12 protein-coding genes and 1 pseudogene are annotated in these 12,813 nt (G+C 41.7%); 1 reads left to right on the top strand and 12 read right to left on the bottom strand.

Annotated elements, in window-relative coordinates; translation table 11 throughout:
* Positions 1-17: 17 nt before the first annotated feature.
* From IGK63_RS02280 to IGK63_RS02265, 4 genes and pseudogenes are all read right to left on the bottom strand, one after another.
* Positions 18-285: pseudogene (locus IGK63_RS02280) on the bottom strand (Txe/YoeB family addiction module toxin).
* A gap of 11 nt (positions 286-296) precedes the next feature.
* Positions 297-548 carry a type II toxin-antitoxin system Phd/YefM family antitoxin gene (locus IGK63_RS02275; RefSeq protein WP_034872056.1) on the bottom strand — a complete coding sequence of 84 codons (252 nt, stop codon included), beginning with the start codon at positions 546-548 and terminating at the stop codon, positions 297-299.
* Positions 549-702: 154 nt separating this feature from the next.
* A complete protein-coding gene (locus IGK63_RS02270; RefSeq protein ID WP_034872057.1) occupies positions 703-2,643 on the bottom strand; it encodes a glycoside hydrolase family 127 protein in 1,941 nt (646 codons plus the stop codon).
* Positions 2,644-2,693: 50 nt separating this feature from the next.
* A complete protein-coding gene (locus IGK63_RS02265) occupies positions 2,694-3,593 on the bottom strand; it encodes a helix-turn-helix domain-containing protein (RefSeq protein WP_061053701.1) in 900 nt (299 codons plus the stop codon).
* A gap of 120 nt (positions 3,594-3,713) precedes the next feature.
* Between IGK63_RS02265 and IGK63_RS02260 the strand changes: the two genes are divergently transcribed.
* On the top strand, positions 3,714-4,976 hold the full coding sequence (locus tag IGK63_RS02260; RefSeq protein ID WP_016611390.1) for a glycoside hydrolase family 27 protein: 1,263 nt from the start codon (positions 3,714-3,716) through the stop codon (positions 4,974-4,976).
* 66 nt (positions 4,977-5,042) lie between these two features.
* Here the strand turns inward: IGK63_RS02260 and IGK63_RS02255 are convergent, their stop codons facing one another.
* Genes IGK63_RS02255 through IGK63_RS02220 form a run of 8 tightly spaced genes read right to left on the bottom strand, consistent with a single transcriptional unit; the run spans position 5,043 to position 12,785 of the window.
* Positions 5,043-6,233 (bottom strand): arabinan endo-1,5-alpha-L-arabinosidase, encoded by a 1,191-nt coding sequence (locus tag IGK63_RS02255; RefSeq protein ID WP_034872059.1) that lies wholly within the window; start codon positions 6,231-6,233, stop codon positions 5,043-5,045.
* Between the two features lie 51 nt (positions 6,234-6,284).
* Positions 6,285-6,551 (bottom strand): DUF6171 family protein, encoded by a 267-nt coding sequence (locus IGK63_RS02250; RefSeq protein ID WP_005232191.1) that lies wholly within the window; start codon positions 6,549-6,551, stop codon positions 6,285-6,287.
* A gap of 4 nt (positions 6,552-6,555) precedes the next feature.
* Entirely contained in the window at positions 6,556-8,001 is a 1,446-nt protein-coding gene (locus IGK63_RS02245) for an alpha-N-arabinofuranosidase (protein ID WP_016611392.1), read from the bottom strand.
* Positions 8,002-8,985 carry a glycoside hydrolase family 43 protein gene (locus tag IGK63_RS02240; protein ID WP_016611393.1) on the bottom strand — a complete coding sequence of 328 codons (984 nt, stop codon included), beginning with the start codon at positions 8,983-8,985 and terminating at the stop codon, positions 8,002-8,004.
* A 3-nt stretch (positions 8,986-8,988) separates the two neighbouring features.
* On the bottom strand, positions 8,989-10,416 hold the full coding sequence (locus tag IGK63_RS02235) for a glycoside hydrolase family 43 protein (protein WP_016611394.1): 1,428 nt from the start codon (positions 10,414-10,416) through the stop codon (positions 8,989-8,991).
* A complete protein-coding gene (locus tag IGK63_RS02230; RefSeq protein WP_005232198.1) occupies positions 10,413-11,021 on the bottom strand; it encodes a DUF624 domain-containing protein in 609 nt (202 codons plus the stop codon). Before IGK63_RS02230 ends, IGK63_RS02235 begins: the two co-directional genes overlap by 4 nt.
* Positions 11,022-11,025: 4 nt before the next feature.
* Entirely contained in the window at positions 11,026-11,859 is an 834-nt protein-coding gene (locus IGK63_RS02225; protein ID WP_005232200.1) for a carbohydrate ABC transporter permease, read from the bottom strand.
* 11 nt (positions 11,860-11,870) lie between these two features.
* Positions 11,871-12,785 carry a carbohydrate ABC transporter permease gene (locus tag IGK63_RS02220; RefSeq protein WP_034872060.1) on the bottom strand — a complete coding sequence of 305 codons (915 nt, stop codon included), beginning with the start codon at positions 12,783-12,785 and terminating at the stop codon, positions 11,871-11,873.
* Between the last annotated feature and the right edge of the window lie 28 nt (positions 12,786-12,813).

Raw genomic sequence — 12,813 nt, 5'->3', positions numbered from 1 at the left:
AATCAGCTCTTCACACTTCATTCATAATGTGTCCATGCAGAATAAATTTCCACAACTTTATTTTCCTCATCAACTTTGTAAACCACTCGATGTTGCCTATTCAGCCTACGTGAATATCTGCCTTCATGTGTAGGTCTCAGCTTTTCAAAAGACTGCGTGGGCATATATTGATCTTCCTTCAAGGCCTGAATCACTTCTTCAAACTGTTTTTTTTAAATTCGATTGTTTGATTTTCCTTAGATCCACTTTCGCAGAGTTTTTGATTGTGACTGTATCGCTCCTCATCAAAGAGCTTGTCAATCAATATCATCGATATCCGTAAAGCCACTGTCGTCTTTTTCGCGGTCTCGTACCTTTTCTAGAGTACCTGTTTGCTCAAGAAAAAGGGTTTCTTGAATCGCTCTCCAGTCTTCTAGCGCAATCAACACCGCATTGTTTCCACTACGATCACTAATAATCTCAATTTCAGTATGGTTTTCATTTACATCTTTCAATAACTGATAAAAATTTTTACGAGCAGTGCTAGGATTCATCGTTGTATTAGCCATTGCCACTCCTCCTTTTCTTGATATAATTATAGCGTACCTGATTGAGTACATCAAAAATACAATAACGTACTCATATACAGCGAACTTTTCCCGTTATTTTTACATAGAAAAAAAGAGCCTCCTTTTAGGGAAGCTCTTTGGCCCTGCTTACTTCTTACTCCTTTCCAACGAGCGGCAGCCAAACGCGCATTTCGCCTATGCCCCGGTTGCCCCATAAATGGTATGGGATCAGTTGCCACGTACGAGGTATGACCGTTTCCGCTCGTTCTTCGTAAAGGGGTGTTCCCGACCATTCTTCGCTTTGGTAGCCTTTGATCGCCAAACATAAAGTAGTTGGCAACAACGTATCCTCTTTCGAAAAGGTCGCCTCCAGCGCCTGTGGGTCGATGCGGCAACGCCAGAGTGCTTGACCATTGTCGGCTTCTTCTATGCAATACACGAAGGGTCCTCGTTGCAATGCGACTTGATTGATAGCTTGAATAACCTGAGGATTCGCACGCAAGATTTGCAATGGTTGTTCAAAACGGATATTGGCCGTCACGTTTTCGACTGCCTCAAAGATGATTGCCTCGTTCGTCTCCTGCCATTCGTGTTCACTATCGATTTGAAACTTACTTAGTCCGTTAGGTTTGTGGATGATGAGCGTCTTTGGAATACCTTGATAGCGAATCGTGAGGTCCTCTGTAAAAGGAAACCCGCCTGTTTGTTCAAACGTAAATTGGTCAGGTTCTTCTAAACGGCTTGCCACAAATAAATTCACGTAAAGCTTTTCTTGATCGCAAGTGTAAACCAAGCGCTGCAGCGAAGCGACCATCCGCGCAAAATTCGGCGGACAACACGCACAACCGAGCCAATCAGGTCGTTGGGCTTTGACGTGGCCTTTGTCAGGATTTTCTTGATCTCGTTGGGGATTGACCTCCAAAGGATTCACGTAGAAAAAGTGTTTGCCGTCAATTGCCGCACCAGAAAGGACGCTATTATACAACGCTCGTTCCATCGTCGCTAAATATTTTGGTTCCTTGGTTAGTTTGAACAGCTCAAAAGAAAATTGCACCAATGCAATAGCTGCACAAGTTTCACAATACATCGTATCATTCGGCAAATCATAGGGACCGACAAAGGCTTCCCCGTGAACGGTTGAGCCGACGCCACCGGTCACATACATTTTCTTACAGGCGATGTCTTCCCAAATCGCTTCGCAAGCGTCGATTAATGCTTGATCTTGGGTATGCTGGGCGACTTTTGCCATCCCGCTTGCCATATACAGCATTCGTACCGCATGACCTTTGGCTTCATGCTGCTTTTTAGGTTGATCGTAGGCTTGTAAATAGGTGAGGTCTACCCTTGGTGTTTCATCTGATAAGCCATCCGCTTGGTTTTTCAAGATTTCTTTTTCGTAAAAGGCAGGATCTTCCCCACGTACTTCAAGAAAGAAATCAGCTAATGTCAAATAGGTTTGTTTACCAGTGTATTCATACAAACGCACCAGTGCCAATTCGATCTCTTGATGGCCATCAGCACCTTGAATTTTTCCAGGCTCCCGCCCAAAATACGTGCAAATATTGGCGATATTTTTCTCTGCCACGGTCAGTAATTTATCCTTGCCTGTTGCTTGATCATAAGCGATAGCCGCTTCGACTAGATGCCCGGCACAATAAAGTTCATGACTGAAATACAGCTGACGGTATTTTAACTTCGGTCGGGTCAATTGAAAGAAGGTATTTAAGTAGCCATCCGCTTCTTGCGCAGCAGCAACTAAGTCAATCACTTCATCTACTGTCTTTTCCAATTGCGGATCGCTAGTATTCAACAAGCTATACCCAGCCGACTCGATCCATTTGTAGACATCGCTATCTTGGAAAAACCAGCCAAAATGTTCCCCTTCCATTTGCCCTGCAGCGATGCGGAAATTCGCCAAGGCATGGCTTTTCCCAGCTGGCAAATTGGGATCTTCCCGTTCTGCTTGAACATCTACATCGATTTCATCATTTAGGACTTGGTATTGGTAAGGAATCGTTTCTTTGCGAACAAGCTCTTGGTATCCTTGCCAAAACTCGTCCGTGAGCTGTACCTTTTTTAATGCGAATTCTTTCATTACGTTCTCCTGTTCTTTTACTTTTTTATGCTTGATCATTCAATTCATATTTACTTCATTAATAAAAAGTTCGGATCATCTCCTGTGATATGTTGCCCTGCCTCCTCTTTGATCGTTTGCTTATATAAGAGCTGGTAGGCTTTAGGACTCATGCCTTTTTTCTGTTTAAAGGTATTGGTAAAGTGCTGCCTGCTGTTGAATCCTGCTTGAGCGGCAATTTCGACGATTGGCAGCTGACTATTGCTTAGTAAAAATGCTGCCTGTTTCAGACGCTCACTGGTGAGAAAATGGTTGACCGTCACTCCCAGTTGCTCATGAAAGAGTTTATGCAAGTAAGCTTTCGTAATCCCCACCGCCGCTGCGATTTGGGAGACTTGAATATCTTCATCAAAATGCTGTTGAATATAGTTGATCGCAGCGTTCACATAGCAATTGCCCCGTTTGGTTTCTTTCGTACGTAATGAAAAGGCTAATTCCATCAGCATCCGCTTAAACAAGAGCTCGATCGTAAATTGCCGTTCAGCAGACGGTTGCTCTTGAGTATCATCGATCATTAGCAGCTGCAGCAATGACTTGATCGCTTGTCCAAATTGGCGGACATCGCGACTTTTCGCGTAAGGCTCATTCCATTGTACATTTCCTTTGATGTATGCAAAAACATCACGAACACAAAGGGCGGACGGTGTCTCACTCAGAAGAAATTCAATATTCAGTAATGTGCAGGAATCTCCTTCAACGAGTAAGGCGTGTTCCACAAACGCATTTATGAAAACGAAATCATTTCTTTCCAGAACAATTACTTGATCTTGCACCTTTATCTTACACTTCCCTTTGGTCACAAACATGATCTCACACGCTGGGTGTTGATGTGGATTCATGGAAAAACGCTCAAGGGCAACACTATAGTATGCTGTAATCTTCGCATAGTTTGTTTCTTGTGGAAACACTATTGATCAACTCCTTTTTCATTCGTTGACGATTTCTTTCTTTTTTATTTCTAGTAGACAAAACTTTCCCTCTCTTTTTTATTGCTTACTATACTATAAGAAAAACGTACTAGGAGGAAATCGATGTCTTTTTTACATTTTGCACAAACACCCCCAATGGGATGGAATTCTTGGGACTGCTATGGCGCTTCTGTGACCGAAGCAGAAGTGATCGCCCATGCCGATTTTATGGCAGAGCATTTGAAAGCTTATGGTTGGGAGTATGTCGTCGTGGATATTCAATGGAGCGAACCAGAAGCAAAGTCTACAAGGTACAATGATTTTTATCCGTTGTGTATGGACGACTATTCTCGCTTGATTCCTGCTGAAAATCGTTTCCCTTCAGCAAAAGATGGCGCTGGTTTCAAAAAACTTGGTGACTATCTGCATCAAAAAGGGCTGAAGTTTGGTATCCATATCATGCGCGGCATTCCACGACAAGCAGTTCATCAAAATACGCCGATCAAAGGAACGGATAAACGGGCACGGGACATTGCTATGAATTCAATCTGCCCTTGGAATTCCGATATGTATGGGGTCGATGTTTCATTGCCTGAAGGACAGCTTTATTATGATTCTTTGCTCGAATTATATGCTTCTTGGGGTGTTGACTTTATAAAGGTGGATGATATCGGCGATTCGAAAATTTACGGTGATGCCCATAAAGCAGAAATCAAAGCGATTCGCCGTGCAATCGATCGATCCGGTCGAGAGATCGTCCTTTCTTTGTCTCCCGGACCAGCTGCCCTCAAAAATGGTAGTTTCTTTCAAAATCATGCCAATATGTGGCGCTTGACGGATGACTTTTGGGATCATTGGGATGCCCTTTACGCCATGTTTGACCGAGCAGCAGAGTGGGCACCTTTCGTCCGTCCAGGTAACTGGCCTGACTGTGATATGTTGCCGTTGGGTCATATCGGCATTCGGGCAGTTGATGGTGGCGGTGGTGACAGCTGGACACGTTTTACGGAAGACGAGCAATACTTATTGATGAGTTTATGGACGATCTTCCAATCTCCATTGATGTTTGGTGGTACTTTACCAGACATCGATCTCTTTACCTTACGTTTATTGACGAATACTGAAGTCTTAGAAATGTATCGAAAAATTTATACGAAAAAAGAGTTCTATCGTGATCAAGAGTGGATCATTTGGGAGGCGTTGAGCGACACAGCAGTCTACTATGCCATTTTCAATGTTTCTGATCAAACGCAAACCATCCCAAAATCGATCACTGATTTACTACCACTTAAAAACGGCACTGAGTTATGGCAACAAAAAGAACAAACAATTGCCAATGCTGAGGTTCCTACTCATGGTGTCCGATTATTCAAAGGCAGTATTTAGTAAAACCGGCAGCAGTATACGTTTATAAGCAGCACAATGCAACCTGCCCATTGTGCTGCTTATTTTTTATTCTTCGTACACTTTTCGACCAAGAAACGCAACGCCTTGATCATTGATTCCAGATAAAAACAACCTTTCTTTTTGGTCGATGTACTCATAATATGGGACAAATTCATTTTCTCCCCACAAGTAACTTCGTCCTTCTTTTTTTAATGCTGTTATTTCTTGCTGTTGAGAAGATATAACTTGAGACTCGTGATCAAATTGGATGATTTCCCACTTTCCTAACAGAGTTTCCTGCTCTGGCATTCGTGAAACACTTCCCTGATAGATTGAAGCAGAGATTACTGGCCAACCTGATTCTAGCCAATAGAGTTTACGTATTTGTAAATAGAATTGGTCACTGAAGGGTTTTCTCCGTGCATGATGCACAACGAAGCTTTCTTTATTGGTTTGCGTAAAGATCGAATTATGACCAGGAGCATATACAACTGGTTCTTCTGAGAACTGATAACTGCCCAACAGTTTAGTCCCTACTTCGGTTGGCGTCTTCTCTTGATCCGTCATGGCCGTACCATGCCAGTCCAGATATGGCCCTGTAATTTCTTTTGCTCGGGCGACACGGATATTATACGAATCGTTAAGGGAGTCGAAAGAAACAAACAAATAATAATAATCGGTTTCAGGATGATAATAGACAAATGGGCCTTCAATAGCAGTATCAACTGTTTTCGGACGAAAAGCAATCCGTTGGCCATAGCTCTTTTCTTGAAGTTTTCCAGTTTCTTTGTTCAATGGAGCAATATAGATTCCGCCAAAGAAAGAACCATAGACAAACCACTGTTCACCCGAGCGGTCAAAAGCAATATTGGCATCGATCGCGTTATGCTGTGCAAGAGTAGCATTGGTTTTAATAACCTCTCCTTGATCTTCCCAAGGGCCCAAAGGATCTGTTGCTGTAGCTAAGCCAATAAAAGAAGTGGTACTGCCGAATGTCGAAGCAGAATAATACATACGGAATTCGTCCTTATAGCGAATAACTTCCGGTGCCCATAGTCCTTGAGCCTTGCTCCATTTTACTGCTGGTTCAGGCATTTCTGACAATGCCTGTTTCTCAAATTGCCAATGGATCAAATCTTTTGAACGACGAATTGGTACACCAGCCGTTTTGGGCTGTTGGGTGTCCGTTGAATATAAATAAAAGGTGCCTTCATGTTCAATAATCGTAGGATCATGAACCCCATTGATCGCTGTCATGTCTTCCCTCATCTCCTAATTGATTTATTCTATTTTATAAAAACAGGACAGCTACTTGACGAGCTGCCCTGTTTGTTCCCACATTCCTGCAGGACAGTTTTTCTTAGCTAAATTTGCGCGAAACCGATAAAAGCAGCCGCATTTGGTACAGGTATGATTCAATCGCAATGGACAAGTCTCACAAACAACGATTCTCCTACTGACGATCTCCGGCGAAGCCAAGTCGCTTTCTAAAGAAAGTTGTTCTGCAATCAAGGATTCAATGTCTTCCTGTGCTGCTGCCGCAGCATCTTTCACTTCGCATCCTTTACAAGTCATGGGATCAGACTGTCAATGAGATCGTTAGAACACTCATTGCGGGCACCCGCAAGCTGACTTTGTTCTCTTCAACATTGTAAGCGGTGAAGTCTTGGATCACCACATCTTCAGGATGATCAAAATCATTGTGTGCGTTCATTTTGTTTCCCACGATATAACGAGCTTCTTTCACTTCATTGATCGCTGTTTCAAGGGAGAAGGATAATTCTTCCGTGCCTTGGGTAGCAAAATTACAAACCGATAGATGGATCGTATCTTCTTTTTTCGAAATCGTATACGTAATGGTATCGCTGCTGGTTCCATGGCTATCAATGGTTTCAGCATCTTGATGGACTTTGTACAAATCAAAGACATGATAGCTTGGGGTTTTCACCATTTGTTCGCCATCTGTCAAAATCATCGCCTGCAGGACGTTGACGGTTTGTGCGATATTTGCCATATGCACTCGCTTGGCATGTTTATGGAAAATATTCAAGGTGATCGCTGCGACCATGGCATCACGGATCGTATTTTGTTGGTATAAGAAGCCTGGATTCGTACCAGGTTCTGCTGAGAACCAAGTGCCCCATTCATCAACAATGATTCCCACACGCTGTTCTGGGTCATACTGGTCCATAATCGCGCTGTGGCGGGTCAATAATTCATCCATGTAGGCTGCTTTTTCACAGGTCACTTGCCACTCTGCCTCATCAAATTCCAAGGCGCTACCTTTTTCTTCCCAGCCTTGCGGATGAACGTAGTAGTGCAAGCTTAGGCCGTCCATCAACCAATGGGCGTTTTTCATCAGCGTTTCTGTCCAATGATAGTCTGCGACATTCGCTCCGCCGGCGACTTTGTAGATTTTTTTGTCGCCGTATTGGCGGACATAGGTTTGATAACGGCGATACAGATCCGCATAATACTCTGGCCGCATATTGCCGCCGCAGCCCCAGTTTTCGTTTCCTACGCCAAAAAATTTCATTTCCCACGCTTCTTCATGGCCATTTTCTCTGCGAAGATCAGCCATCGGAGAAATGCCATCCATCGTGATGTATTCCACCCATTCCGACATTTCTTGTACCGTTCCGCTGCCGACATTGCCGTTGACATACGCATCACATTCCAGTTGCTTGATCAATTCAAAAAATTCATGGGTCCCGAAATGATTGTTTTCAGTCACGCCGCCCCAGTGGGTGTTGACCATCGTTTTGCGGTTTTCTTTAGGACCAATCCCGTCTTTCCAATGGTATTCATCGGCGAAGCAGCCGCCTGGCCAACGTAGCACAGGGATTTGAATGTTTTTCAGTGCTTCAACCACATCAATCCGCATCCCATTTTTATTTGGGATCGGCGAATCTTCTCCAACGTATAATCCTTCATAGATACAACGGCCTAGATGCTCTGCAAAATGACCGTAGATATATTTGCTGATCGTTGTTCCTGATTTTGTGTTTTGAATGTTAATCGTCAATCAGTTCACCTTCATCTCTAATTTATTGTTTACGACCGGCTCACCAAAGACTGGGAATCCTTTTTCATCCCAAGTGAATGGTTGTGCAACTGCATGTCGATTCGGGTTTGCCAGAGGATCGCCTGCCTGATTTTTTTCTGGTCTTGCATGATAAACTAAAATGTCCTCACCATCTGCCCCTTTTGTAAAAGAGTTATGCCCCGGTCCATATTGAGAATTCCGTTCTGACGTTTGAAAGACTGGATCTTGGGATTTTTGCCAAGAAAACCCATTTAATAAATCACTATTTTCGTCTGTCCACAATAATCCCATAGTGTAATTTTCATCTGTAGCACTGCCCGAATAAGTGATAAAAATCTTACCATTTCGTTTAAGCACGGCCGGCCCCTCATTCACCATGAAACCAATCTGTTCCCAAGGATATTCAGGGATCGATAGTAAAAGCTGCTTCCCTTTTAGTGTCCATGGATTTTCCATTTCTGATAGATAAAGATTAGAGTTTCCTGGAATTCTTGGATCTTGTTGCGCCCAAACATAATAAAGTTTCTCCTGATGTTCAAACACGGTTGCATCTAAACTAAAACTTTCAAATTGCGTGATGACTTGTCCTTTTTCTTCCCATTCCCCTTCAAAAGGGTCACTTGCATTATTTTCGATCACGAACATTCGATGATGATGATTTTCATTTCTGATCTCTTCATTATCACTAGCGGCAAAATAGATATACCACTTATCAGCGATGAAATGAATTTCTGGTGCCCAAATCAATTCACTCATTGGTCCCGATTCATGTGCCTGCCAAACCGTCTTTCTCTCTGCATCTTCCAGTTCATTGAGGCTTTTCGCTCGTCTAAGTTCAATCGACTGATATCCAGGAACTGAACCTGTAAAATAATAGTAACCATCGGAATGTAAATATACCCAAGGGTCTGCTCGTTCATACACGATTGGATTTTGTATTGTCTCTGCATTTGCTTTTGCCATACCTTACTCCTCATTCCTAACAATAAATAATGGTACTCCTGCTTCTGAGGTACCTGTAAATGTCATTACTTGCTTTTGCTGATTTTCATCCCAGCCGGAAAGAAACTTCCCTTTATAAACAGTGCCATCGATAACCACACTTGAATCTTCTTGACTATTCTTTTCCGCTAGTTCCCATGTTCCAGTGCGATCACCATTGATCGGGCCATTTTTTTCAACTGTAATTTCCTGTGGTTCTTTCAAATCATCCGTTAAAAACTTGTCAAAGGAAATCAGCGTATAGGCACCCGTAACTTGATTCTTTGTATAATCAGCAATCGTTTCTTCGCTGTATCTCAATGGAGAAACAACCGGCCACCCTGCTTCTGTGAAAAACATTTGATGGACTCTCACAGAATGATATTCTCCGCTATTTGGAAAACGTGTATGGAAAATCAAGTAATATTGATTGGTTTCTTCATCATAATAGGTCGAGTTGTGACCTGGCGAAACATAGCCAACCCCTTCATTGCTCGTATTTTCGGTATATAGGAAGTTCCCCATAATCTTAGTTCCGAAGTCTTGAATACTTACGTCATCAAAAACCGTTCCAAATTTCCCTTTGACCTCAGCCATTGGATTTCCTTGGCTGTCTTCATAAGGACCATCGGGATTCTTTGACCGCGCGACTCGAAGGTTGTATCCACCGTCTGCATCTAGCCCACCAAATGAAGTGAACAAGTAATAGTAGCCATTTTCTTGATTATATTGAATGTATGGTGCTTCGATGCGACTGTGATTTCCGCCCATCAAATGTGTTCCGTAAGAATTGCGATCTTTAGGCAAACCCGTTTCATCATCCATTTCTAGGATAAAAATCCCGCCTGAGTATGATCCATAGACCATCCATAATTTCCCTTCATTGTCATAAAAAATATGAGGATCGATCGCATTTGGATGAATCGCTGCATTGTACGCTTCACCAAACTGCGGAGAGGTTCCTGAATAAAGAAAAGATTCGACTTTTTCATAAGGACCTTCAATAGAGTCAGATACCGCCACTCCCATTACGGATAGCGGTGAAGTTCCTTGACACAAACAATAGTACAAATAGTATTTTCCATTCTTAAACTGTTGGATATCACTAGCCCATAACGTATCTGTCTGTGCGTACTCAAATTCTTCCGCCAATTCTTCTCGAATATTCTCAAATAGAGTATCTTCAGATACTGAATTAGATATCTGCTCCCACTTCAACAAATCCTGAGACTTGGCAAATTGCATATGTGAACCAATAATATAAAACGTATCATCCGCTTTGATCACCGATGGGTCATGGACACTAACATCGGCAAACTCAGGAGGGGATAAGACTTCTTCAACTGCAGAAGCAGTACAGCCAGATAAAAGAATCATTAGAGGAACACACGAGAAAAGAAATTTTTTGATCATGATTTTAACAATCCTTTCTTGCTATAGCCTGACAACAAGCACTTGCTGGCACTGTACAAAAAGATTGAAATTGCGACAAAAAAGAACCAATGATACGCCATGCTAACAATTGAAAATGTAAGAACCATCAAAAGACAAAGAAAAGATTCTTTTGGTAACAAGAATGGACTCGTCAATGAAAAAACGGCTTTTTTCCGCCACTTATCTTTACTCAATCGAGTAACTAAGGATAAATTGATCAATACTAAAATCACATAACTGAACAAAAACAAAAGTGGCCATTGGAAAAATGCTCTCATTAGATCACTTTGCTGCACAATCAGCAATTCCAAATAGAGAATGCCTAGAATAAGTGGAAATATAAAGACCCGCCATTTGTATAAGCGAATAGCTGACACATAGTTTTTCCAAAATAAAGTCAATACTTCTATATAAGAGTAATAGCCTGTAAATAGATCCTCTTTATTTAGAATCGTTAAGACAGCAACAGTACTTGGAACAAAGCCGACCACAAAAAAACCAGCTAAAATACCTAGAAGCCACAAAATATTTAGTTCTATCAGAAGTACGAATGCATTTAGCCAGTTCATTGCTTTTAGAAACATCTACTCACCCTTTCATTCCAGAAAGTGCAACTGATTCGATAATTTGCTTTTGGAAAATAATAAATACGATCAAAACCGGAAGTAATGAAACAACGGAAGCTGCCATAATCAACGGATAATCCGTTTGAATAGCATAGGCGGCATTTAGGTTTGCGATCACTACTTGCAATGTTTGTTTTTCTGGACTATTCAAGTAGATCAATGGTGCTAAGTAGTCATTCCAAGCGCCCATAAACCATAAAATAAATTGAGCAGCAACTGCTGGACGAATCAACGGGAAAATCAATTGGATAAAGGTTTGTAAATAGCCCGCACCATCAATTTTTGCCGCCTCAACGATCGAATCAGGAATATTAGATAAATATTGTCGCAAAAAGAAAATCATAGTGATATTCCCAAACATTCCCGGAATGATCAATGGTAATAACGTATCAACCCAGCCAATTTGGGAGAACATCATAAATTGCGGGATCATCACCGCTGGATAGGGAATCATCAAAGCGGCTAAAAGGATTAGAAATAGCGCATCTTTATGCGGCATCCGTAATTTGGCAAATGAGAAGGCAGCTAAACTGGATGTCAGAGTACCTACAACAGTTACAGAAAGTGAAACGATCACTGTATTTTTAATCCCTGAGAACAAAGTGTCCAGCTCAGATAAACGTTTGTACGCATCAAATTGTACTGGGTCTGGAATCCATTGAGGTGGCAGCTGGAAGACGCCAGCTCGGTCTTTTAGCGATGTTGAGATCATCCAAAGTAACGGCCCCACCATAATAACTGCTCCAAGGGAGAGAATTAAAATAATGAGTACGTTGCTTATTTTCAGTTTTTTCATTCTTTTCCCTCCTAATCTAATTTATAGCTTGAACGATTGTTCATATAGAATTGGAATGCTGTTATCACAAAAACCAATACTGCTAGAATCAACGCCATACTGCTTGCATAACCCATTTGCCAATTTCTGAAAGCTTTTTGCCAGATATACCAAACGACCGTAGCACTGCTATATTGTGGTCCGCCAGTTGGTGTCATAATGTTTATTTCCGTAAAGATTTGTGAGCCGCCGATAATATTCGTAACGACTAAAAAGAAAGTGACTGGTCTAACCATCGGCCAAGTGATATTGCGAAACTTTTGAAAAGAAGAAGCACCATCTAATTCTGCTGCTTCATAAAAGGTTTTTGGTACACTTTGAATCGCTGCCAAGTACAAGAGCATAGAATAACCCAAGCCCTTCCAAACAGACATAATAATAATTGCCGGTTTGACTGTTGATGGGTTTTGCAACCAGTTAGGGCCGCTGATACCGAAGATATCCAAGACCTGATTGACTAAACCAAAATCACCATTGTAAGCCCATTGCCACAAAATCGAAATGGCTGCTAATGATGAGATGACTGGAATATAATAGATTGTTCGAAAAATCGTCGTTCCTTTAATTCCTCTGCTCAGTGCTGATGCTAGCATAAATGACAAAATCAAACCGATTGGAATCCCTAACATCAAAAAGACGGTATTAAACATCGTCTTATAGAAGTACTCATCTCTAAAAAGCTTCTGAAAGTTCTCAAGACCGATAAAATTCATTTGCCCTAGACCGTTCCAATCTGTAAAGGCAGCATAAACCGAATAGCCCAAAGGTATCAATGAAAACAAAATAAATCCTAAAACTGGAAGTAGAACGAACAAGAAAGCAACTTTGTGCTCTTTTGCATAAAGACTATTTTTATTTTTTGTTTTTTTTATTTCCACTTGTTCCATTACGCGTCCCTCCATAAAAATCTTTGGG

It is taken from the genome of Enterococcus sp. AZ040 (assembly GCF_050499185.1).
Taxonomy (GTDB): Bacteria; Bacillota; Bacilli; order Lactobacillales; family Enterococcaceae; genus Enterococcus_D; species Enterococcus_D entomosocium.
This window is presented reverse-complemented; position numbering and strand designations above follow the sequence as displayed.

Bases quoted from the DNA above. Each gene is read 5' to 3' on its own strand.
- IGK63_RS02250 (WP_005232191.1), bottom strand. From the start codon at position 6,551: ATGACTTGTAAAGGATGCGAAGTGAAAGATGCTGCGGCAGCAGCACAG.
- IGK63_RS02225 (WP_005232200.1), bottom strand. From the start codon at position 11,859: ATGAAAAAACTGAAAATAAGCAACGTACTCATTATTTTAATTCTCTCC.
- IGK63_RS02270 (WP_034872057.1), bottom strand. From the start codon at position 2,643: ATGAAAGAATTCGCATTAAAAAAGGTACAGCTCACGGACGAGTTTTGG.
- IGK63_RS02260 (WP_016611390.1), top strand. From the start codon at position 3,714: ATGTCTTTTTTACATTTTGCACAAACACCCCCAATGGGATGGAATTCT.
- IGK63_RS02235 (WP_016611394.1), bottom strand. From the start codon at position 10,416: ATGATCAAAAAATTTCTTTTCTCGTGTGTTCCTCTAATGATTCTTTTA.
- IGK63_RS02255 (WP_034872059.1), bottom strand. From the start codon at position 6,233: ATGACAGCGATCAATGGGGTTCATGATCCTACGATTATTGAACATGAA.
- IGK63_RS02240 (WP_016611393.1), bottom strand. From the start codon at position 8,985: ATGGCAAAAGCAAATGCAGAGACAATACAAAATCCAATCGTGTATGAA.
- IGK63_RS02275 (WP_034872056.1), bottom strand. From the start codon at position 548: ATGGCTAATACAACGATGAATCCTAGCACTGCTCGTAAAAATTTTTAT.
- IGK63_RS02230 (WP_005232198.1), bottom strand. From the start codon at position 11,021: ATGTTTCTAAAAGCAATGAACTGGCTAAATGCATTCGTACTTCTGATA.
- IGK63_RS02220 (WP_034872060.1), bottom strand. From the start codon at position 12,785: ATGGAACAAGTGGAAATAAAAAAAACAAAAAATAAAAATAGTCTTTAT.